20 protein-coding genes and 1 pseudogene are annotated in these 20,623 nt (G+C 62.7%); 12 read left to right on the top strand and 9 right to left on the bottom strand.

Features of this window, described 5'->3' with window-relative positions:
- The first annotated feature begins 312 nt into the window (after window positions 1–312).
- Both AC56LR_RS07225 and AC56LR_RS07220 read left to right on the top strand, forming a co-directional pair.
- Complete coding sequence (locus AC56LR_RS07225; RefSeq protein ID WP_497129053.1) at window positions 313–942, top strand: hypothetical protein; 630 nt, start codon at window positions 313–315, stop codon at window positions 940–942.
- A 2-nt stretch (window positions 943–944) separates the two neighbouring features.
- Entirely contained in the window at window positions 945–1,244 is a 300-nt protein-coding gene (locus tag AC56LR_RS07220; RefSeq protein ID WP_497129051.1) for a hypothetical protein, read from the top strand.
- Between the two features lie 112 nt (window positions 1,245–1,356).
- Here AC56LR_RS07220 and gyrB (AC56LR_RS07215) read toward each other — a convergent pair.
- From gyrB (AC56LR_RS07215) to dnaA, 5 genes and pseudogenes are all read right to left on the bottom strand, one after another.
- Window positions 1,357–2,061: pseudogene (gene gyrB / locus AC56LR_RS07215) on the bottom strand (DNA gyrase subunit B); the annotation flags it as partial.
- Window positions 2,062–2,099: 38 nt separating this feature from the next.
- Window positions 2,100–3,347, bottom strand: a complete 1,248-nt coding sequence (locus AC56LR_RS07210; RefSeq protein WP_497129049.1) for an energy transducer TonB — start codon at window positions 3,345–3,347, stop codon at window positions 2,100–2,102.
- 145 nt (window positions 3,348–3,492) lie between these two features.
- A complete protein-coding gene (gene gyrB / locus AC56LR_RS07205; protein WP_497129047.1) occupies window positions 3,493–5,994 on the bottom strand; it encodes a DNA topoisomerase (ATP-hydrolyzing) subunit B in 2,502 nt (833 codons plus the stop codon).
- Window positions 5,995–6,086: 92 nt separating this feature from the next.
- Window positions 6,087–7,193 carry a DNA polymerase III subunit beta gene (dnaN, locus tag AC56LR_RS07200; RefSeq protein WP_497129045.1) on the bottom strand — a complete coding sequence of 369 codons (1,107 nt, stop codon included), beginning with the start codon at window positions 7,191–7,193 and terminating at the stop codon, window positions 6,087–6,089.
- 196 nt (window positions 7,194–7,389) lie between these two features.
- Window positions 7,390–8,802 (bottom strand): chromosomal replication initiator protein DnaA, encoded by a 1,413-nt coding sequence (gene dnaA / locus AC56LR_RS07195; RefSeq protein ID WP_497129042.1) that lies wholly within the window; start codon window positions 8,800–8,802, stop codon window positions 7,390–7,392.
- 367 nt (window positions 8,803–9,169) lie between these two features.
- Here dnaA and rpmH point away from each other — a divergent pair, with 367 nt between their 5' ends.
- The 10 genes from rpmH (at window position 9,170) to AC56LR_RS07145 (ending at window position 17,293) form a co-directional block, all read left to right on the top strand.
- The gene (gene rpmH / locus AC56LR_RS07190) at window positions 9,170–9,304 is read left to right on the top strand and encodes a 50S ribosomal protein L34 (protein WP_057289000.1); all 135 of its coding nucleotides are present in this window, start codon (window positions 9,170–9,172) and stop codon (window positions 9,302–9,304) included.
- A 31-nt stretch (window positions 9,305–9,335) separates the two neighbouring features.
- Window positions 9,336–9,734: a ribonuclease P protein component gene (gene rnpA, locus AC56LR_RS07185; protein WP_497129040.1), complete on the top strand. Its 399-nt coding sequence runs from the start codon at window positions 9,336–9,338 to the stop codon at window positions 9,732–9,734.
- Window positions 9,731–9,997: a membrane protein insertion efficiency factor YidD gene (gene yidD, locus AC56LR_RS07180; RefSeq protein ID WP_497129038.1), complete on the top strand. Its 267-nt coding sequence runs from the start codon at window positions 9,731–9,733 to the stop codon at window positions 9,995–9,997. Before rnpA ends, yidD begins: the two co-directional genes overlap by 4 nt.
- 10 nt (window positions 9,998–10,007) lie before the next feature.
- The gene (gene yidC / locus AC56LR_RS07175) at window positions 10,008–11,675 is read left to right on the top strand and encodes a membrane protein insertase YidC (protein WP_497129036.1); all 1,668 of its coding nucleotides are present in this window, start codon (window positions 10,008–10,010) and stop codon (window positions 11,673–11,675) included.
- 68 nt (window positions 11,676–11,743) lie between these two features.
- Window positions 11,744–13,120: a tRNA uridine-5-carboxymethylaminomethyl(34) synthesis GTPase MnmE gene (mnmE, locus tag AC56LR_RS07170; protein ID WP_497129034.1), complete on the top strand. Its 1,377-nt coding sequence runs from the start codon at window positions 11,744–11,746 to the stop codon at window positions 13,118–13,120.
- 164 nt (window positions 13,121–13,284) lie between these two features.
- The gene (locus tag AC56LR_RS07165) at window positions 13,285–14,481 is read left to right on the top strand and encodes a tyrosine-type recombinase/integrase (protein WP_497129032.1); all 1,197 of its coding nucleotides are present in this window, start codon (window positions 13,285–13,287) and stop codon (window positions 14,479–14,481) included.
- Between the two features lie 465 nt (window positions 14,482–14,946).
- Complete coding sequence (locus AC56LR_RS07160; RefSeq protein ID WP_497129030.1) at window positions 14,947–15,306, top strand: helix-turn-helix transcriptional regulator; 360 nt, start codon at window positions 14,947–14,949, stop codon at window positions 15,304–15,306.
- Window positions 15,307–15,317: 11 nt separating this feature from the next.
- On the top strand, window positions 15,318–16,580 hold the full coding sequence (locus AC56LR_RS07155; RefSeq protein WP_497129028.1) for a plasmid recombination protein: 1,263 nt from the start codon (window positions 15,318–15,320) through the stop codon (window positions 16,578–16,580).
- Window positions 16,573–16,872: a hypothetical protein gene (locus AC56LR_RS07150; protein ID WP_497129026.1), complete on the top strand. Its 300-nt coding sequence runs from the start codon at window positions 16,573–16,575 to the stop codon at window positions 16,870–16,872. Before AC56LR_RS07155 ends, AC56LR_RS07150 begins: the two co-directional genes overlap by 8 nt.
- Window positions 16,859–17,293 carry a ParB N-terminal domain-containing protein gene (locus AC56LR_RS07145; protein WP_497129024.1) on the top strand — a complete coding sequence of 145 codons (435 nt, stop codon included), beginning with the start codon at window positions 16,859–16,861 and terminating at the stop codon, window positions 17,291–17,293. Before AC56LR_RS07150 ends, AC56LR_RS07145 begins: the two co-directional genes overlap by 14 nt.
- A 113-nt stretch (window positions 17,294–17,406) precedes the next feature.
- Here the strand turns inward: AC56LR_RS07145 and AC56LR_RS07140 are convergent, their stop codons facing one another.
- From AC56LR_RS07140 to AC56LR_RS07125, 4 genes are all read right to left on the bottom strand, one after another.
- Entirely contained in the window at window positions 17,407–18,729 is a 1,323-nt protein-coding gene (locus AC56LR_RS07140) for an MFS transporter (RefSeq protein ID WP_497129022.1), read from the bottom strand.
- 109 nt (window positions 18,730–18,838) lie between these two features.
- Window positions 18,839–19,195 carry a hypothetical protein gene (locus AC56LR_RS07135; protein ID WP_497129020.1) on the bottom strand — a complete coding sequence of 119 codons (357 nt, stop codon included), beginning with the start codon at window positions 19,193–19,195 and terminating at the stop codon, window positions 18,839–18,841.
- Window positions 19,196–19,244: 49 nt separating this feature from the next.
- Window positions 19,245–19,889, bottom strand: a complete 645-nt coding sequence (locus AC56LR_RS07130) for a transmembrane anchor protein (RefSeq protein WP_497129018.1) — start codon at window positions 19,887–19,889, stop codon at window positions 19,245–19,247.
- A 9-nt stretch (window positions 19,890–19,898) separates the two neighbouring features.
- On the bottom strand, window positions 19,899–20,603 hold the full coding sequence (locus AC56LR_RS07125) for a HupE/UreJ family protein (protein ID WP_497129016.1): 705 nt from the start codon (window positions 20,601–20,603) through the stop codon (window positions 19,899–19,901).
- Window positions 20,604–20,623: the final 20 nt, after the last annotated feature.

Raw genomic sequence — 20,623 nt, 5'->3', positions numbered from 1 at the left:
TCCATCGCCTGGGCTAAGGTTGGGCATTTTCCAGCGTGCCCATGCCAAGCGTGACGCCACTCATGATGGCGGTCAGCGCCGTGCGGTCGATCACGCAGGTCAGAGTTGGCTAGGTTGTACTGCCGCCAGCACGCTCGGCGCTTCGCCGGTGATCGACTCGGCGCCTTCACGCACGAGAGCGATGCGGTTCAGCGCCACGGCCATCATTGCGCTTTTCTACCCGGTAGGTAGCCGCGCACTACTGTGTTCCAGCGCAACGCAATCCAGGCGCGATTCATCTTTAATAGACAAATCGTCTTGTGTGGAGTGAGTATGTCTAACAATCAAAGGGGCGGGCAGGAAGATAGGGAACCAGCAGCGAGAAATTTGGAACCTAGTGGCCGTAGTTGGGTTTCCCAATATCGCGGCTCCAGTGATCTCCAGGATTTGAGACTGCCATTTCGCGGCTATGCGGAGGCCTTCATAGGTGCCCTGCGCGCTGCCGGTGCGACTGTGACCATCAACGCAACTTACCGGCCCCCAAAACGCGCATATCTGATGCATTGGTCTTGGAAGATCAACAAGAATCGCGTTAGCGCGAAAGATGTCCCTGAAATGGAAGGTGTACCAATATCATGGAAACACTATGATGTGGATGAGAGGTATTCGGACGCCCGGTCCGTTGCAGCGGCGCGCGATATGGTTCAGGGATTTCAGATGGAGCGGTTGGGTGTGGCGCCATCTCTCCGGTCGCGCCACACTGTTAGATGCGGCATCGATATGACAATCAGCTGGTCTGGAGACCTCGTGATACGTGATGCATATGGGGATCTTGTTGAGATCGAAAAATTGCCCCGTACAGGTATGAACTCCCAGCTTCATCGTGTAGGCGCAAGCTATGGGGTCATTAAATATAACCGTAACGGCCGCGACGATCCGCATTGGTCTGACACAGGAGCATAAAGATGAGTGTGATAACGAAAGCAGTATTTGCCGTTTTCTGCTTCAGTCTTGGTTCTGCCGTTGCGGCAGAAGTCCGGCTTCCTTCCGACGTGGTCAAATATGTGGAGCAACGTGAAGGATGTGAGCACTTCCGGGGAGAGTTTCCAGACCCGCCAGATAAGCAGCGCATGAGGGAAATCGAGCGCGAAATCCGGAAACTTTGCAAAGGGACGGATAAGAAGCTTAAGCAGTTGAAGCGCAAGTACGCCAAGAACCAAGAGGTGCTGAAGCGCCTGAACGAGTTTGAGGAAAACATAGAGTAATCGCTCTGGAGAGTGGCTTGTAAAGACCGTGAACTTATTCCCGCCCCTCCTGCGCCAATACAAATAAAAACGGCCTCGCAAAGTGGCCGTTTTTATTCAAGACTCAGAGCAATCAGACGTCAATATTCCCCGCCCGCAGCGCATTCGACTCAATGAAATTCCTGCGCGGCTCCACCTCATCACCCATCAGGGTGGTGAAGACCTGGTCCGCAGCAATCGCATCTTCGATCTGCACGCGCAGCAGGCGGCGCACGGTCGGGTCCATCGTGGTTTCCGACAGCTGCTCCGGGTTTATCTCGCCCAGCCCTTTGTAGCGCTGTTTCGAGACCCCGCGCTCGGCTTCTTCGCGCAGCCAAATCATCGCTTCGTGGAACTCGCGCACCGCGAATTCCTTCATCTTCTCGCCTTCGCCGCGGCGCATGATGGCGCCTTCGCCCATCAGACCCTGGAAGGTGGCTGCCGCATTGGCCAGCACGGCGTAGTCGTTGCTCAGCACGAAGTCGGCGTCGATCGAAGTGACCTGCACGTTACCGTGGCGCATGCGCTCGATGCGCAGCGATTGCTTGTCGTTCAGTTCGTCCGAACGCACGACCACTTTCACGGCCGGATCGTTGATCGCCGCTTCCATGGCCTGGGTCGAGGCGCTTGAATTCTCCAGCGTGTCCATCTGCAGCGTCACGCCGCTCATGATGGCGGTCGGCGCTGCGCGGTCGATCACGCGGGTCAGGCGCATCATGATGGCGTTGACCAGGTTGTACTGCTTGACCGGTTCGCCCAGGGCGTCGCCGCTAATCGGCTCGGCACCTCCGCCTGGGATAGCGAAGTAGTGTCCAAACTTAGTTAACCTGGCATAGATCACTGCAGCCGAATCGCAGTGTCGAATATCCAGGTCCGTCGAATCTCGATCACATCGTATTGCCGCGCCAGCCCGGGTGGAAACGCGCCGTAAGGCGCCTGGCTGGCCACCACCTTCCGTATCGCTTCGTCGATGGCCGCCACGCCGCTGGACACCACGAAGGTCACCTTCTCCACCGAGCCATCGGCGCGGATCGCCATCGTCACGATCGGTTGAATGTGACGCTGTTTCGCCACGTCGCGGACCATGTCCAGGGTCATGTTCAATTCGATTTTCCGGCGCAGGTTTTCCGCGTAGAGCACCAGGTCGGCATTCGGGTCGCCACGACCGAACAGCCAGCCCCGGCGCAGTCCGCTTGTCGTGGGCTGCGCTGCTTCCTGCTTGAGCTGGTTGGCAATCGCGCGTAACCGCTCCTCGCGCTTGGCCTCCTGCTCGGCGCGCTCACGCTGGGCCTGTTCTTGTTTGGCGCGTTCCTGCCGCGCGGCCTCCGCCCGGGCCAGCTCTTCCCGCGCGGCTTCCTGCCTTGCCTGTTCCTGCCGCTGCCGTGCAAGCTCCTGGCGTTCGGCCTCCATGCGCGCCGCCTCGTTCTTGGCTGCCTGCTCGGCACGCGCGGTATCCAGTCGCCGTTGTTCCTGGCGCCCCGCCTCCCGCTGCGCTTCCGCCGCCAGTTCCGCCTGCCGCAGCAGCTGCGCCGCCCGCTTTTCCTGCTCGAGCTTGGCCTGCGCAAGCGCCTGGTCCCGCGCCTGTTGTTCGATCTGCTTCTGCGCGGCGTTATCCGGTTTGGCGGCCACGGGCACGGGCGGCGCATCCGGCGTATCCGGGACCTTGACATCAGGCGGGACGATTGCCGCAACGGCAGGCGGCTGGGGTGGGGCAGGCGTGCTTGATGACGCCACTACCGGCGCCGGTGCGGGCGCGGGCAGGGGTGCAGCTGCAATCGGAAGAGGTGCAAACGACACGCCAGGCGCTTCGCTCTGCTTGATGACGGGAGGAGTAACGGTTTTGGGCAGCGGCGCGCTTGCCGCAACAGGCTTGGGAACGTCGACAGGCGCCGTAGCGACTACAGCTGTCGGCGGAGGAGCCGCCGGTACCGGAGCAACAGGCCGCCCCGGCTCCAGCAACACCTGCAAGTCATTCGCGCCGAGGCGCCGTTCTTTCCAGGGAAACTGAAGGCCGGGCAGTCCGAGACCCTGGTCACCCAGAGTCATGCTGAGCAACAGCACGTGCGCCAGCAGGGAGAGCGCCACCGCAGCGCTCATTCGCCTGGGGTCGGGCCGGGTGAAGAACGCAGCACTCACATTGACAACCCTTTGCCAGGCGCGGAGATCCCGCCGTTCTTGACGCCGGCGGGTACGCAGGAACGATCGAACCAGCCAGCGCCGGCTGGCATCATCAGACGTCGATATTCCCCGCCCGCAGTGCATTGCTCTCGATGAAATTCCGGCGCGGCTCGACTTCGTCACCCATCAGGGTGGTGAAGATCTGGTCCGCCGCAATCGCATCTTCGATCTGCACGCGCAGCAGGCGGCGCACGGTCGGGTCCATCGTGGTTTCCCACAGCTGCTCCGGGTTCATCTCGCCCAGACCCTTGTAGCGCTGCTTGCTGACGCCGCGCTCGGCTTCTTCGCGCAGCCAGATCATCGCTTCGTGGAACTCGCGCACGGCGAATTCCTTCATCTTGTCGCCTTCGCCGCGGCGCATGATGGCGCCTTCGCCCATCAGGCCCTGGAAGGTGGCGGCCGCATTGGCCAGCACCGCGTAGTCGTTGCTCAGCACGAAGTCGGCGTCGATCGAGGTCACCTGCACGTTACCGTGGCGCATGCGCTCGATGCGCAGCGAGTGCTTGTCGTTCAGTTCGTCCGAACGCACGACCACTTTCACGGCCGGATCGTTGATCGCCGCTTCCATGGCCTGGGCCGAGGCGCTTGAATTCTCCAGCGTGTCCATCTGCAGCGTCACGCCGCTCATGATGGCGGTGAGTGCGGCGCGGTCGATCACGCGGGTCAGGCGCATCATGATGGCGTTGGCCAGGTTGTACTGTTTGACCAGCTCGCCCAGGGCCTCGCCGCTGATCGGCTCGGCGCCGTCGCGCGGGATCAGGGACGCGTGGTGCAGCGCCACCGTCATCATGTAGCTGGCTTCCTCGACGTCGTCCTTCAGGTAGCGTTCGTCGCGGCCGGCCTTCACCTTGTACAGCGGCGGCTGGGCGATGTAGATGTGGCCGCGTTCCACCAGTTGCGGCATCTGCCGGTAGAACAGCGTCAGCAGCAGGGTGCGGATGTGGGCGCCGTCGACGTCCGCATCGGTCATGATGATGATGCGGTGGTAGCGCAGCTTGTCGACGTTGAATTCGTCCGGGCCGATGCTGGTGCCGAGCGTGGCGATCAGGGTGGTGATCTGCTCCGACGACAGCATCTTTTCGAAGCGCGCCTTTTCCACGTTCAGCACCTTGCCGCGCAGCGGCAGGATCGCCTGGAATTTACGGTCGCGGCCCTGCTTGGCCGAGCCGCCTGCCGAGTCACCCTCGACGATGTACAGTTCGGCCAGCGCGGGGTCGCGTTCCTGGCAGTCGGCCAGTTTCGACGACAGGCCCAGGCCGTCCATGATGCCCTTGCGGCGGGTCAGGTCGCGCGCCTTGCGTGCCGCTTCGCGGGCACGGGCGGCTTCCACGATCTTGCCGCAGATGATCTTGGCGTCGTTCGGCTTCTCGGCCAGGAAGTCCGTGAGCGTCTTGGCGACGATTTCTTCCACCGGGCCGCGCACTTCCGACGACACCAGCTTGTCTTTGGTCTGCGACGAGAACTTCGGCTCCGGCACCTTCACCGACAGCACGCAGGTCAGGCCTTCGCGCATGTCGTCGCCCGAGATCTCGACCTTCGCCTTCTTGGCGAAATCGTGCTCGTCGATGTACTTGTTGATCACGCGGGTCATCGCCGCGCGCAGGCCGGTCAGGTGGGTGCCGCCGTCGCGTTGCGGGATGTTGTTGGTGAAGCACAGCACCTGCTCGTTGTAGGCGTCGTTCCACTGCATCGACACGTCCACCGAGATGTTCGTGTTCTGGTCCGACATGCGGTCGCCCGTGGCCTGGAACACGGTCGGGTGCAGCACGCTCTTGGTCTTGTTGATGTATTCCACGAAGCCGCGGGTGCCGCCCTCGAAGGCGAAGATTTCTTCCTTGCCGTTGCGGTGGTCGGAGAGGCGGATGTTCACGCCATTGTTCAGGAACGACAGCTCGCGGATACGCTTGCTCAGGATCTCGTAGTGGAACTCAACGTGGGTGAAAATCTCCTCGTCGGCCCAGAAGTGCACTTCGGTGCCGCGCTTGTCGGTGTCGCCGATGACCTTCATCGGCGAGACCTCGAAGCCATCGACGATTTCGATCAGGCGGTCCTGCGGGACGCCGCGCACGAATTCCATCTGGTGCACTTTGCCTTTTTGGCGAACGGTCACGCGCAGCAGCTTCGACAGCGCGTTCACGCACGACACGCCGACGCCGTGCAGGCCGCCCGAGACTTTATAGGAGTTCTGGTTGAACTTGCCGCCGGCGTGCAGTTCGGTCAGGGCGATCTCGGTCGCCGAGCGCTTCGGCTCGTGCTTGTCGTCCATCTTGACGCCGGTCGGGATGCCGCGGCCGTTGTCGGTGATCGAGATCGAATTGTCCGCGTGGATGGTGACGTGGATTTCGGTGCAGTGGCCGGCCAGCGATTCGTCGATCGAGTTGTCCAGCACCTCGAACACCAGGTGGTGCAGGCCGGTGCCGTCCGACGTGTCGCCAATGTACATGCCCGGACGCTTGCGAACCGCTTCCAGGCCTTCCAGGATCTGGATCGAGGCGGCGCCGTATTCATCCGCCTGGGGAGCGGGGGACGTTTGTGCTTGGGTGTTCTCGGACATGGACTGCTTTCTCTTATAAGACTGGTGATTCAGGCTGCCTGCAGGCCCGGCCCGCTCCCGAGTGAACGGGAGCGCTCGCCAGGCAAACTACCTTAAATGCGCATCGGCATGACGACATACTTGAAGTCGCCATTCTCGGGAATCGAGATCAGCGCCGACGAGTTCGAGTCGCCCAGTGCGATGTTCACCTGGTCGCACTTCAGGTTGTTCAGCACGTCGAGCAGATAGGTGACGTTGAAGCCGATGTCGATCGAGTCGCCGCCGTAGTCGATCTCGAGTTCTTCGACTGCTTCTTCCTGGTCGGCATTGGTCGAGCTGATCTTCATGACGCCCGGCTCGATGATGCAGCGCACGCCCTTGAACTTGTCGCTGGTCATGATCGCGGCGCGCTGCAACGAACGCAGCAGTTCGTCGCGGCTGATCGTGAAGTCGTTCTTGTAGCCCTTCGGGATCACGCGCGTGTAGTCAGGGAACTTGCCCTCGACCAGCTTCGAGACCAGCTCGATGTCGGCGAAGGTCAGCTTTACCTGCGAGGCGGCGATGTCCAGGCGGACGGTTTCGTCGCTTTCTTCCAGCAGGCGCTGCAGCTCGATGATGGTCTTGCGCGGGATGATCACTTCCTGGCGCTCGAAGCTCTGCTCGGTGGCGACCTGGCAGAAGGCCAGGCGGTGGCCGTCGGTGGCGACCGCAATGATGTTCTGGCCGTCCAGCACCAGCAGCAGGCCGTTCAGGTAGTAGCGGATGTCCTGCTGGGCCATCGAGAAGTGCACCATGTTGAACAGGTGCTTGAGCGTCTTCTGCGGCAGGGTGACCGACGCGTTGTAGCTGTCGGCGACCGACACGGTCGGGAATTCTTCCGCGGCCAGGGTCTGCAGCGCGAAACGCGACTTGCCGCTCGACACAGCCAGGCGCTTGTTCTGCAGCGTCATGGTGACGTCGCCCGACTCCGGCAGCGCGCGCAGGATGTCGAGCAGCTTGCGCGCGGCCACCGTGGTGCCGGTCACCTCATCGCCCGAGCCGATGTTGGCCAGCGTGGTGATCTGCACTTCGGTGTCGGTGGAGAGGAACGAGACGCTCTCGCCGTCCTTGCGAATGAGGATATTGGCCAGAATCGGCATAGTGTGCCGACGCTCGACAATACCGCTCACGATCTGCAGTGGCCGGAGAAGCGTGTCTCGGGTGGTTTTGACCAGTTGCATAGATATCCTCAGTTTGATTTATCAGGTTATTGCTTGAACAGTATTTTGCCAATTGCTACAGAAGAACACAAATTCTCCGTAGGGTGGTCGGCTCCGCCGACCGCGCGTTCAATCCACGTTCGCGGTCCACGGCGACGTATTGATGTGCATACGTCCATTGAACGCGCGGGCGGGAGACCCGCCCACCCTACGAAAATCAGCCCTTCAGGGTCTGCTCCAGCACGTGCAGCTCATGGTTGCACTCGGCATTCTTCTGGCGGTCCGCCGCGATCTTGCGCACCGCATGCAGCACGGTGGTGTGGTCGCGGCCGCCGAACAGCTCGCCGATCTCCGGCAGGCTCTTTTGCGTCAGCTCCTTGGCCAGGTACATCGCGATCTGGCGCGGGCGGGCGATGTTCGCCGGGCGCCGCTTGGAGTACATGTCCGCGACCTTGATGTTGAAGAAGTCCGCGACCGTCTTCTGGATGTTCTCTACCGAGATCTGGCGGTTCTGCACCGACAGCAGATCTTTCAGGGCTTCCTTCACCACGTCGATGGTGATGTCCTTGCCGTGGAAGCGCGAGTAGGCCAGGATCTTGCGCAGCGCGCCTTCCAGCTCGCGTACGTTCGAGCGCAGGTGCTTGGCTACAAAAAAGGCCACGTCGTCGGACAGGGTCACGTCTTCGGACTGCGCTTTTTTCAGGAGAATGGCCACGCGCATTTCCAGCTCCGGCGGCTCGATCGCCACCGTCAGGCCGGAATCGAAGCGCGAGATCAGGCGGTCGTCCATGCCGGTGATTTCCTTCGGATAGGTATCCGAAGTGATGATGATCTGCTTCTTGGCGGCGATCAGGGCTTCGAACGCATAGAAGAATTCTTCCTGCGTGCGGCTCTTCCCGCCGAAGAACTGGATATCGTCGATCAGCAGCATGTCGAGCGAGTGGTAGTAGTGCTTGAAATCGTCGAAGCCCTTGCGCTGGTAGGCGGTGACGACGTCGCGCACGTACTGCTCGGCGTGGATGTAGCGGATGCGGGCGTTCGGGTTGTCGGCCATGACCTGGTTGCCGATCGCATGGATCAGGTGGGTCTTACCGAGGCCGACGCCGCCGTAGAAGAACAGCGGGTTGTACGACACGCCCGGGTTGTTGGCCACCTGGATTGCGGCGGCGCGCGCCAGCTGGTTGGCCTTACCGGTCACGAAGCTGTCAAAAGTGAGGTCGGTGTTGATCCGGCTCTGCTCGCGCTTGGGCGAGTTGGCGATGTTGACGTTGCCCTGGCTGCTGTTGCCCATGCTTGGGGCGTCGATCGAGCGCACCATGCCGCCGCCGTTGCCGGTGGAGGCAGGCACTTCGGACGAGCCGGGGGCGACCGGTTTACGCGGCGGATTGGTTTTCGGGTCGAGCACGAACTGCACCTCGACCGGCGCTTCCCAATACTGGCAGGCGAGCTCGGTGATGCGCTTGGCGAACTGGGTCTTGACCCAGTCGAGCTTGAAGCGGTTCGGCGCGCCAATGCGCAGCTTGCCGTCCTCGTAATCGATGACGACCAGTGATTTGATCCACGCACTGTATTGCTGCGGCGTCAGCTCGAGTTCCAGTTGCGTCGAACAGGACTGCCAAAAATTTTCCATACTTCGCTTATTGATACGTAACACGCTATTTTACCTGTCTCGGCCGAAGTTATCCACAGGTTGCGCCCACTATTTTCAACCGAAGGCGCTGTTTTGCGGGCACCGCGGGCCGTGCGGCAGGGAAGGGCAAAAACTCATCAGAAACAACAGCTTCCTTGACAGTTGGACTGGAAATCGAGTCTAATTCAGGGTTCCCCGTCCGTGTACCCCATCAAACTGACATTGTCAGTGTGAAGCAGACCGGGCGATATGAGTATTTTGCTGTGGCGTGACGCTGGCTTAACAACTGCGAACTGTCATTGGCGACGAATCCTGACACGACGTCAGACCCGATTTTGCACTTTCTTTTGCTTTAAGCGAGACCACCATGAAACGTACTTACCAACCTTCCGTCGTCCGTCGCAAGCGCACGCACGGCTTCCGCGCACGTATGGCTACCCGTGGTGGCCGTGCAGTCCTGAACGCTCGCCGCGCCAAGGGCCGCAAGCGCCTGGCTGTCTAAGCCTCCTGGCTGACAGATCGACGCGGTCGACATGACAGGCGAAGGTTCGCACGACTTCGCGCGCGTTCGGCGTATCGTTAAAACGGATGAGTTTTCATCCGTTTTTCGTTTGCGGCCGGCGCAAAAATCTGCGCATTTCGTGCTGTACACCCGTCCGAACACCCTGCCGCATGCGCGGCTGGGCGTCGTTGCGGCCAAACGCTTCGCACCGCGCGCCGTCACCCGCAATACGATCAAGCGCATCACGCGCGAACTGTTCCGCACCAGCGAACTGCAGGCCGTCGATTGCATCGTGCGCCTGGCGCGCCCGGTCAATACCAAGACCGGACCGGCCACCACCGGCGCCCTGAAGGCCGAGCTGCGGGTCGAACTCGCACGCCTGTTTGCCTCGCAGCGCCCGCGCCGCGCCAGCCCGACACCATCATCATGAAGACGCTGCTGGTCTGGTTCCTTCGCGGCTACCAGCTGCTGCTGTCCCCGATGCTCGGGCAGAAATGCCGTTTCTACCCGACCTGCTCCAATTATGCGATCGAAGCGCTGCGCGTTCATGGCGCCGCACGCGGTTCGCTCCTGGCCGCGCGCCGCGTGTGCCGCTGCCACCCGTGGCATGAAGGCGGTGTCGATCTGGTACCGCCGGCGCAAGACCAGCAACAGCATTCCCCACCAGCCGCTCGCGGTTGTAACCACTCCTGACTAGACCCAAATGGAACTCAATAAACGTACCGTCCTGTGGATCGTGTTCGCCATTTCCCTGATTGTTCTGTGGAACAACTGGATGGTGGCCAACGGCAAGCAGTCGCTGTTCTCGGCAGCCCCCCCGGCCGCACAGGTCGCCCAGCAGCAAGCCAAGCCGAATGACGTGCCGGCCGCCGCCGCGGGCGCCGCCGCCGTGCCTGGCGCACCGGGCGCGATCCCTGCAGCGCCGGCAGCACCATCGACCCAGCGCGTCACCGTCACCACCGACGTGGTGAAAGTCGACATCGACACTCTCGGCGGCGTCATCAAGCGCCTCGAGCTGCTCAAGTTCGCCGACGACACCGACAAGACCAAGAACAAGGTCCTGTTCAACGTGGGCGGCAACAACACCTACCTGGGCCAGACCGGCCTGATCGGCACCAGCGCCGCCGGCGTGCTGCCGAATCACACCACCCCGTTCACGGTCCGTGGCGGCGCCCCGACCCGTGACGCCAACGGCAACGTGCAGCTGGTGCTCGATGCGGAGCAGGGCGGCGTGCGCCTGACCAAGACCTTCACCTTCCGCAAGGGCGACTACACCATCGGCGTGCGCCATGACGTGACCAACCTGTCGACCGCACCGGTACAGCCTTCGCTCTACCTGCAGCTGCAGCACGACGGCAACAAGCCTGCCAACGATTCGTGGTTCATGTCGAGCTACACCGGCCCGACCCTGTACACCGCGGAAGACAAGTACCAGAAGCTGAGCTTCGAAGACATCGAGAAGAACAAGGCCGAGCACTCGACCAAGTCGAACAACGGCTGGGTGGCGATCTCGCAGCACTTCTTCGTCTCGGCCTTCATCCCGGCCGACAAGGCGGCGCGCGACATCTTCACCAAGAAGATCGCCACCAACCTGTACGCGATCGGTACCGTGCAGCCGCTGGGCGCCGTGGCGCCGGGCGCCACCGTCTCGACCGACAGCCGCCTGTATTCGGGCCCGCAGGACGAGAAGACCCTGGAAACCGTCGCCCCCGGCCTGGAACTGGTCAAGGACTACGGTGTGCTGACCATCATCGCCAAGCCGATCTTCTGGGTGATGGACCACCTGCACGCGCTGCTGGGTAACTGGGGCTGGACCATCGTCGCCCTGACGGTGCTGATCAAGCTGGCCTTCTTCCCGCTGTCGGCCGCCGGCTACCGCAGCATGGCGAAGATGCGCGTGGTGACGCCGAAGATGCAGGCGATCCGCGAGCGCTACAAGGCCGACCCGCAGAAGATGCAGCAGGCCACCATGGAGCTGTACAAGACCGAGAAGATCAACCCGCTGGGCGGCTGCCTGCCGATCTTGGTGCAGATGCCGGTGTTCTTCGCCCTGTACTGGGTGCTGCAGGCTTCGGTCGAGATGCGCGGCGCGCCGTGGATCCTGTGGATCCAGGACCTGACCCAGCCTGACCCGCTGTACATCCTGCCGGTCATCTACGCGGTGTCGATGTTCATCACCACCAAGCTGAACCCGCAGCCAACCGATCCGGTGCAGGCCAAGATGATGCTGTTCATGCCGCTGGCGTTCTCGGTGATCTTCTTCTTCTTCCCATCGGGGCTGGTGCTGTACTGGGTGGTCAACAACATCCTGTCGATCGCGCAGCAGTGGGTGATTACCAAGAAGTTCGAGAACGCGCCAGCTAGCAAGTAAGCGGTTCGCGTTTTCCCGGAAGCCCGCGCTTGATGCGCGGGCTTTTTTCATTCCATTACAATCCCCCCATGAAACTCGACACCTCCCCCATCGCCGCCATCGCCACCGCCCCGGGCCGCGGCGGCATCGGCGTCGTGCGCGCCTCTGGTAAATCGCTGGCCGCCCTGATCGACGCCCTGTTCCCCGGCGTGAAACTCGCGCCGCGCCATGCCACCTATATTTCGTTCAAGGCCGCCAACGGCGACGTGATCGACCAGGGCCTGGCCCTGCACTTCAAGGGCCCGCATTCGTACACCGGCGAGGACGTGCTCGAGCTGCAAGGCCACGGCGGTCCGGTCGTGCTGCAGATGCTGCTCGCACGCGTGCTCGAAGCCGGCAGCGCGTTGGGCCTGCGCCTGGCCGAACCCGGCGAATTCACCCGCCGCGCTTTTCTCAACGATAAGCTCGACCTGGCCCAGGCCGAGGCGGTGGCCGACCTGATCGACGCCTCCACCGAAGCGGCGGCGAAGTCCGCTTCGCAGTCGCTGTCGGGCGTGTTCTCGCAGGTGGTGCACAAGCTGGTCGACCAGACCACGAATCTGCGCATGCTGGTCGAGGCGACCCTCGACTTCCCGGAAGAAGAAATCGACTTCCTCGAAAAATCGAATGCGCGCGGCCAGCTGGCCACCATCGTCGAATCGCTCGAAAACGTATTTCGCCAGGCCGCGCAAGGCGCGCTGCTGCGCGAAGGCCTGAACGTGGTGCTGGTGGGCCAGCCGAACGTGGGCAAGTCTTCGCTGCTCAACGCACTGGCCGGGTCGGATGTCGCCATCGTCACGCCGATCGCGGGCACCACCCGCGACAAGGTGACGGAAACCATCCAGATCGAAGGCATCCCGCTCAACATCATCGACACCGCCGGGATTCGCACCGATGCCGGAATCGATGTGGTCGAGCGCATCGGCATCGAACGCACCTGGGGCGAAATCGGCAAGGCCGACGTGATCCTGCACCTGCTCGATGCCAGCCGCGGCCCGAGCGCGGAAGACGAAGCCATCGTCGCGGCCTTCCCCGAAGGCGTGCCGGTGGTGCGCATCTGGAACAAGATCGACCTGTCGGGCCACAAGCCCTCGATCGACGTGGCGCAGGACGCGGTGCATCTCTACCTGTCGGCGCACGAGAACCTGGGCATCGACCTGCTGCGCACCGAGCTGCTGCGCATCGCCGGTTGGCAGCAGACCGGCGAATCGCTCTACCTGGCGCGCGAACGCCACCTGATCGCCCTGCGCGCCGCCCGCGAGCACCTCGACATGGCAAGCCAGCACGCGGCCCAAGACGACCAGTCGCTCGACCTGTTCGCCGAGGAGCTGCGGCTGGCGCAGGAGCAGTTATCCAGCATCACCGGCCAGTTCACGCCGGACGATTTGCTGGGGGTGATCTTCAGCCGCTTCTGTATCGGAAAGTAGAAGATCGTCCGAGGGCATCCGATACTGTGCGCGGGAGAGTGTAAGTGTCTGATTTTCGCTTGGGGAAGTGTCCAATCTGGGCCGAAGAAGTCCGTTGACAGCCGAGCGCTGCGAGTACACACTTAAGTACACAGAAGCACTTTCTAAATACTGGCGTACTCAAAATGCCTAGGCTCGCCACCCCTCTCACGACCACGCGCATTAAAGCCCTCAAGCCCGAGAAGCGGCGCTACCACGTAGCCGACGGCGGTGGACTGGTCCTTGAAGTGATGACCTCCGGCGCGAAGATATGGCGCTTCCGCTACCGCCTCCAAGGCAAGCAGCAGCCGCTGGTCACCGTCGGCAATTACCCTGCCCTCGGCCTGCTGGAAGCGCGCGAGCGGGCGCGCCGGTATGTCGAAGCCGTTGCCGTCGGTCGCTCGCCGGCGAGCGATGCTCGCACGGACCGTGGCGCCACTCCGCGTTCCAACCTGGTGCGCGACTTCGCCGAACAGTGGTTTGGCGCCGAGATTGCCGGTAAGTCCAAGTCGTACCAGACAAATACTCGGCGCGCGCTCGAAAAGGATATTTTGCCGGCTATCGGTAGCCGCTCATTGCAAGAGGTGACTGCCGGCGACGTACTCGCAATATGCGACACGATCAAAGGACGCGGGTCACCGCAGTCGGCGCTGCGCGCCCGTAACGTGATCAAACGCCTGTACGAATACGCCATCTCGCGTCAACTTGCCACTGTCAATCCCGGCCAACAAGTAGTCGCGCGCTACATCGCAACCGCGCGCAGCCGCGACAGGGTACTGTCGCCGGACGAGATTGGACACTTTTTGCGCGGCGTGTACATCTCTGATATGGGCCGCGTGAACAAGCTCGCGGTGCACCTGCTCGTCCTCACAATGGTACGAAAGTCGGACCTGATCGAGGCTGAGTGGTCGGAGATCGATTTCGGCGCAGGCGTCTGGCGGATCCCGGTTGCGCGAATGAAAATGGACAAAGAGCATTGGGTGTACCTGTCCAAGCAGGCTCTTTCAATGTTCCGGGAGTTGCAGGCACGCACTGGCGACCAGCCTTACATCTTTCCGTCGCGGCGCGGTCGTGCAAGTCAACCGATCTCGAAATCGACGCTAAACCAAGCGGTGCGCGCCCTTAATCTGGACCTGCAGCCTTTCGTGTTGCACGATTTAAGGCGTACTGCGTCGACCCATTTGAACGAAATGAAGCAGTCGCCCGATGGGATCGAAAAGGCGCTTGCTCACTCAATTCGCGGCATCCGCGGGGTATACAACCGGGCCGAGTACGCTGACGAGCGCCGCAATTTCCTGCAGCTGTGGGCCGATTTTGTCGACGTGCAGATACGCGAAGGCTGATCTCAATTACGGACACAGCAGGGTGTGTCGCTGGCGGCCAAGTTCACTGGCGAACCGCGCGACTGAGGCAGGGTCGCGGCAAATAGCTGCTTCGTGTTCGCGTCGCCGAACGACCCTATACGTCTAATCGGCCAAGAGTCGAAAAGGACACCGGGTGACGCTAGGCCTCGTCGACAGGCGCAGCCCGCATGGGTGTAAGCCGGCCCGCTGCCAACCAGCACCGAGCGTGTTACTACACTGGCTGATCTGAAAGTCACCCCACGGAACGGCAACCGGCTAAAAGTTGGCCTTGCCTCTCCCGGCAGGGACGGTATAGGATGACGTTGTTAGCCGATGTACGGTGAGCTGGCGGGTCCTCCCGCCCCATATCCGCGGAACATCGAGTTGTGCCTGGGAGTGCGAAGGCGCGGCGAATAAGTTTTTTTTTCTTATTCCCGTTTCGTCTTCGCAACTTTAGGAGCCTCGATGTCCCTGATCAGAACCCTGCTGCGCCGCCATGATGTAACCTCCCACACCGGCGAATCGCGCAGCACCCTCTACAGCCGTATCGCTGACGGTCTTTTCGTCCCCCCAGTCCAGCTCAGCCCGCAGGCAGTCGCCTGGCCCGCGGATGAGGTCGCGGCAATCATCAATGCACGTATCGCCGGCAAGTCCGACACCGAGATCAGGGCGCTGGTGCAGAAGCTGGTCAGCGCTCGCCTGACAGCCGCCCTGTCGCCCGAAGACGCAGCTGTGGTCGCCAAGGCGCGTCAGGCAGGCCGCTCCGATGCCCAGATCCAGTCCCTGATCAAGGAGCTGGATCTGGCTCGTCTGGCCACCGTCTGAGCGGGGTTGCCATGAACACCCCTGTACGCGAAGACGCGCACCTCGTCGAAGACTACGAGCCGGACCCCGGCACGTTCCGCATCGGCTTCAAGGCCCTGAACATCCGCAGCGTCGCGGCAGCGTTCGGCAATATCCGGCGCGTTCTTCTCGTGGCTGCTCGCCACCTGATGCGCGCTATCCCGGCCGAGAAGGACGCGGCGGGTGGACGCATCAAGCCCCACCTGTCCTGCAACAACTATGTCCTCGTCGGTCCTGCCGAGGCGGACGATCTGCCAGCGCACGCAAACCAGCTCATGGTCGATGCCGGCGTTCAGCTCCCGCTTCGCTCGGACTGCATCATGGGTATCGAACTCGTCTTCTCGCTCCATGCAGCCGCCACGGTCGATCTGCGCGCGTACTTCGCCGCATGCCTGGTGTGGGTGACCGATGAGTTCAGCCCGGCGCCGGTCATCAGCGCAGTGGTCCACCTCGACGAACAGCACCCGCACCTGCACGTCATCGTACTGCCGCTCATTGGTTCGTCCATGCAAGGCGGCAAGGTGATGGGCTACCAGGGCATGTTCAAACGTCGCCAGCGCGACTTCTACCTGCGCGTGGGCAAGCCGTTCGGCCTCGCCCAGCCGGTTGCCAAGTTCACGCTGAGCAAGGTCGAGCGCGAAGACTACGCGAACCTGGTGGTCGACCGTCTGCTGTCCGGCTCGCCCGCCCAAAAGAGCCAGGAGCTGGTACGCGAGGAACTGCTGAAGCTCATCGCGCCCAACCCCTACGCGCTCGGCCGTGCCTTGGGCGTTCCATTTCGCAAGCACGGCGAGGGCAGCACTGCAGCCAGCTCGCCAACGGACATTGCCGACGTCGGGGACGCGCGGGATGCGCCCTCGCCGGCCGGCGGAATCGACACCTGCGGCACTTCGACATCATGCCTGTGTTATGACGTTGGCGCAGCAGCAGCAGCAGCAGCAGCTGGCAACCACACGCACGCCGAATACGGCCCAGCAGCCCTGCCGATCAGCATCGCCAGCGACGGGATGCCAGAGCGCGTCAGCCGCGCGGACGGCGGTGTCGTTGCCGAGCCAGCCGACGTCCAATCCATCGAGCTTGTAGTCGAGCGCGAGGACGAGCAGCCGGTGTCGAACTTCAACCACGTCACCGGCGGCTTCGAGCGCCGCCCACAGCCTGCGCCATCGCAGAGAGCCGAGGCCGAGGCACTGGTCACCCAAGCTTTGCAGTTGCTGGCTGCACGCCAAGCCCAAAACCAGGAACAGAATCATGACTGAAGCGACAACGGACACCCAGCTCGGCGCTGCGATGGCCCCGGCCGATGCAGTTCCCGAAATCCTGATGGCGACGGACGCGAAGTATTCCGATCCCGAATACATGGCGGCAATGGACGCCACCAACGCCAATTTTGCGCATCAGGCAGGAACGACTGCGGCCGGCTGGGCAGGCACGTCCGTGGAAGGATTTGTGAACGACGCAAATTTCCCGCGCCGACCACAGCCTGCCCGCAGGTCCCTTCGCACACTCCGTCACGACCGTGACGAGGAACGAAGCTATGAACACCACTAGCGCCCTCGGTGTCGACCTGATCCCCTTGGACAAGCTGCGTATCGATGGTGGTACGCAGTCGCGCGCATCGGCCAACCAGACCGTGATCGCCGAGTACGCGGCCGCGCTGGCCGAGACCGTACTGCCGCCGGTGGTGGTGTTCTTCGACGGCGCCGACTTCTGGCTGGCCGACGGTTTCCACCGCTACCACGCCCACATGGCCGCCGATTTCTTCCAGATCCCCGGCTACATCCACGCCGGCACCCGGCGCGACGCCATGCTGTATGCGGCTAGTGCGAACGCCACCCACGCCTGCGTCGCATCAACGCCGACAAGCGTCGTGCGGTGCAGATGCTGCTGGACGATCCCGTCACGGTATTACTGGCCAGATCGAGGTTCTGCTGCGCGGCTGAAAACTCGAACCGTCCCCGTCCGACGGTGAGCAGATCCTCGATGGCAGGGTGTTCGTCCTGCGATCACAGTGCCACCGTGGCTCCCGAGGCCTCATCGGCCAGCAAGAGAGCGGAAATAAAGGGGAATCAACCTCATTGCTGCTCAACGGTCTCCATCCGGCTTGGGCCAGCGCCGGTGCTGGTCGTCGATCACATACGAATGCGCGTGGACGCCATCCTTGTCGTGCTCGCGCAGGTGGAGATCATCGGATGCAAGATCGTCGTGGCCATGGGGAAGCACATCGGGATCGTGGGTTGGCCAAATCCAGGCGGCTGCCAGCACCGCCACGAATGCCAAGGCGGCCAGCACGGCAAAGGTGGCGTGCAGCCCCAGCTTCGCTCCGAGCCAGCCGGCGATCGGATAGGTGATCAGCCAGCAGACATGCGAGAGCGCGAACTGGGCGGCGAACAGTGCCGGCCGGTCTTCGGCCGCGGCAGAGCGGCGCAGCAGGCGGCCGGAAGGAGTCTGGGACAGCGAATACCCGAGTCCCAGCGCAAACCAGAGCGGCAGCAGGGCCGTGTAGCTGTCGACCATCACACCGGCAAGCAAGCCGGCGACCAGGATGGCTGCGCCCCCGAGCATGGCGCTCCGATCGGACAGGTTGCTCAGCAGTTTGGGCAGGGCCAGCGCCGCGATCATCGAGCCGGCCCCGAACGCGGCCAGCGCCCAGGCGGTCGCATTCTGCGACAGGCCGAAACGTGCCTGGACCAGGACCACGGTATTGACGATGACCATGGCGCTGGCGGCTGCCACGGCCAGGTTGAGCGCCAGCAGGCCGCGCAGGCGCGGCGTGGACAGGAACAGGCGCACGCCGCGTGTGGTGCGGTCGTAGATGCCGCGGTGCGGCGTGGCCGGCGGTTTCGGCAGCGACACGGAGATCACCAGGAGGGCCGAGGCCAGGAAACCGACCACGGTGCCGCCGAACAGGGCGTGGAAGCTGACGACCGACAGCGCCGCCGCCGCCAGCATCGGGCTGGCGACGCTTTCCAGGTCATACGCGAGCCGCGATAGCGACAATGCGCGGGTGTAGTCTTCTTCGTTTGGCAAGACATCGGGAATCGTCGCCTGGAAGGTCGGGGTGAATGCGGCCGATGCCGACTGCAGGACAAAAATCAGCAGGTAGATTTCCCAGATCTGGGTCACGAAGGGCAGGACTAGTGCAACAGCGGCGCGCACCAGGTCGAGGATGACCAGCATGCTGCGGCGCGGCCAGCGATTCGCAAATGCCGCCGCGACCGGCGCCACGCCGATATAGGCCACCATCTTGATCGCCAGCGCCGTGCCGAGCACTTGGCCGGCATTGGCCCCGGCCAGGTCGAATGCCAGCAGGCCCAAGGCGACGGTCGCCATGCCGGTGCCGACAAGGGCGACGACCTGGGCCAGGAACAGGTGTCGGTAGGTTCGGTTTGCAAGGACGTTCAGCATGGTGTTCCGATAATGTTGGGTGGGCGGTGTTGTTCCGCCTGGAATTCGGTCAGTCGAATTGCGGCCCGCGATCACCCTCCCGGGCGTGCGCGGACCGCATGCGCGAGTATTACTTGATCATGAACTCGCCCGACACCACCTGCTTGTCGGCCAAGGTCACCGTGGCACGGCCACTGACGCCGTGCTCGATCGGCTCCTTCGACTTGACGGTCATGCCGTTGACTCCAGTCGGCACGAGTTCGATGTCGCGCGTCTTGGCCCCGCGGCGGACCGTCAGGACACCGACGGCGCCTTTGGTCGGGACCTTCTGTTCGCCGACCACGACGTAAAACACCGGACTCTTCGCGGTCTTGTCCATTGCGAGCGTCGGTACCAGGAGTACGTCGTCATGTTCAGGGTGCGCCCAGGCGGCGTTGCCTGCGGAAAGGGCGGCGAGGAATGCGAATACTGCAGTGATCTTCTTCATGTGATTCTCCAGTTGTGCGGCGATACAGGCTTCGCCGCAGTAGCCATGTTTATTTCTTGAAGATGTCGGTGTAAAAACCGCTGGCGCTCAGGCTCACGGTGACCGGCGTATTGCCCTTGTTCTTCCAGTACCAGCCGTGCAGCCCCGTGAACGGCGCGATCAGCACGCCGCGCGACTGCGCGACGCCCTGCTCGAGGATGAAGCTTTCAAACTCGTCCTTGCCCGCATCGACCGGCTCGCCATGGAAGTCGTGGTTGACGACCTCGCCGTTGGCAGTCTTCCAGGAGTAGACGAGGGAGGCGCCCTTGGCCAGGTGGGTCTTGACCTCCAGCCCGCGCCCCGGGGGGAGGGTCACTTCGAGTGCATCGGTGCGATAGGCCGCCGCCTGCTGCGCCGTCACGGTCTGCGCGCGCGGTTCGCCCTTGGCGGCGACGGTCGAGATCTTGCCCGTGGTCGGACCGTAAACATACAGGCCTGCACTGCCGGCGCTGGCGGCGGCAGCCGCCGGAGCGGCTTCCTGGTGCAGGGCGGTCAATCCGAGCGACTTGCCGATGCCGGTAGGATCGATGCCATATTCCGCCGGCAGGACCGCGACGGTCAGCACGACAGCCGCCGCTGCGGCGGCGATCAGCATGCCGCGCAACAGTTCTTTTTTCGGTGCTGTGACCGACCCGATGCTAGGTTGTTGAGACATGTGCTACTCCTAAAGACTGACAAAACCAGTGAATTGATAGCCGGCCAGCACGAAGCCGGCGGCCATGAGCGCGAAGTTGGCCTTCATCGCATGGCGGGTGAAGCTGAAGGTGCTGCGCCAGTAGCGCATGACGACCAGGATCAGGCCGAGTGCGAGCAGCTGGCCGATCTCCACGCCCACGTTAAAGGCAAGCATGTTGGGGACCAGGCCGTCGGCCGAGAGCGCGAAATCCTGCAGCTTGGTCGCCAGGCCCAGGCCATGGATGAAGCCGAACAGCAGTACCGCCGCGCGTTTGTTCGGCTGCACCCCGAACACCGTGCGGAATCCGCCCAGGTTGTCGAAGGCGCGATAGACGATCGACAGGCCGATGATCGTGTCGACGAAATAGGCATTGATATGCCAGCCGTTCAGCACCCCGAGCAGCAGCGTCGTGCTGTGCCCGACCGCGAACAGGGTGACGTACAGGCCGATGTCCTTCATGCGGTACAGGAAGAAGATCACGCCGAACAGGAACAGCAGGTGGTCGTAGCCGGTCACCATGTGCTTGGCGCCCAGGTACAGGTAGGGCAGCAGCTGCATGCCGCTGGCGCCCTGGAGGAAGCTCTTGTCGTCCTCCGAGACGCCATGGGCCATGGCGGCGCCGGCAATCAAGCTCAATACGAGGGCCAGCAATCCTCCCAGCAAGGGAGGAAGCGGGCGTCGGGAATCTTTCATTAACACTCCTGCAAAAAATC

Source organism: Telluria sp. ZT3P39 (genome assembly GCF_059685935.1).
This window is presented reverse-complemented; position numbering and strand designations above follow the sequence as displayed.

Bases quoted from the DNA above. Each gene is read 5' to 3' on its own strand.
- yidC (WP_497129036.1), top strand. From the start codon at position 10,008: ATGGAACTCAATAAACGTACCGTCCTGTGGATCGTGTTCGCCATTTCC.
- AC56LR_RS07145 (WP_497129024.1), top strand. From the start codon at position 16,859: ATGAACACCACTAGCGCCCTCGGTGTCGACCTGATCCCCTTGGACAAG.
- AC56LR_RS07140 (WP_497129022.1), bottom strand. From the start codon at position 18,729: ATGCTGAACGTCCTTGCAAACCGAACCTACCGACACCTGTTCCTGGCC.
- dnaN (WP_497129045.1), bottom strand. From the start codon at position 7,193: ATGCAACTGGTCAAAACCACCCGAGACACGCTTCTCCGGCCACTGCAG.
- mnmE (WP_497129034.1), top strand. From the start codon at position 11,744: ATGAAACTCGACACCTCCCCCATCGCCGCCATCGCCACCGCCCCGGGC.
- AC56LR_RS07125 (WP_497129016.1), bottom strand. From the start codon at position 20,603: ATGAAAGATTCCCGACGCCCGCTTCCTCCCTTGCTGGGAGGATTGCTG.
- gyrB (WP_497129047.1), bottom strand. From the start codon at position 5,994: ATGTCCGAGAACACCCAAGCACAAACGTCCCCCGCTCCCCAGGCGGAT.
- AC56LR_RS07225 (WP_497129053.1), top strand. From the start codon at position 313: ATGTCTAACAATCAAAGGGGCGGGCAGGAAGATAGGGAACCAGCAGCG.
- dnaA (WP_497129042.1), bottom strand. From the start codon at position 8,802: ATGGAAAATTTTTGGCAGTCCTGTTCGACGCAACTGGAACTCGAGCTG.
- AC56LR_RS07135 (WP_497129020.1), bottom strand. From the start codon at position 19,195: ATGAAGAAGATCACTGCAGTATTCGCATTCCTCGCCGCCCTTTCCGCA.
- rnpA (WP_497129040.1), top strand. From the start codon at position 9,336: ATGACAGGCGAAGGTTCGCACGACTTCGCGCGCGTTCGGCGTATCGTT.
- rpmH (WP_057289000.1), top strand. From the start codon at position 9,170: ATGAAACGTACTTACCAACCTTCCGTCGTCCGTCGCAAGCGCACGCAC.
- AC56LR_RS07150 (WP_497129026.1), top strand. From the start codon at position 16,573: ATGACTGAAGCGACAACGGACACCCAGCTCGGCGCTGCGATGGCCCCG.
- AC56LR_RS07220 (WP_497129051.1), top strand. From the start codon at position 945: ATGAGTGTGATAACGAAAGCAGTATTTGCCGTTTTCTGCTTCAGTCTT.
- yidD (WP_497129038.1), top strand. From the start codon at position 9,731: ATGAAGACGCTGCTGGTCTGGTTCCTTCGCGGCTACCAGCTGCTGCTG.
- AC56LR_RS07165 (WP_497129032.1), top strand. From the start codon at position 13,285: ATGCCTAGGCTCGCCACCCCTCTCACGACCACGCGCATTAAAGCCCTC.
- AC56LR_RS07160 (WP_497129030.1), top strand. From the start codon at position 14,947: ATGTCCCTGATCAGAACCCTGCTGCGCCGCCATGATGTAACCTCCCAC.
- AC56LR_RS07155 (WP_497129028.1), top strand. From the start codon at position 15,318: ATGAACACCCCTGTACGCGAAGACGCGCACCTCGTCGAAGACTACGAG.
- AC56LR_RS07130 (WP_497129018.1), bottom strand. From the start codon at position 19,889: ATGTCTCAACAACCTAGCATCGGGTCGGTCACAGCACCGAAAAAAGAA.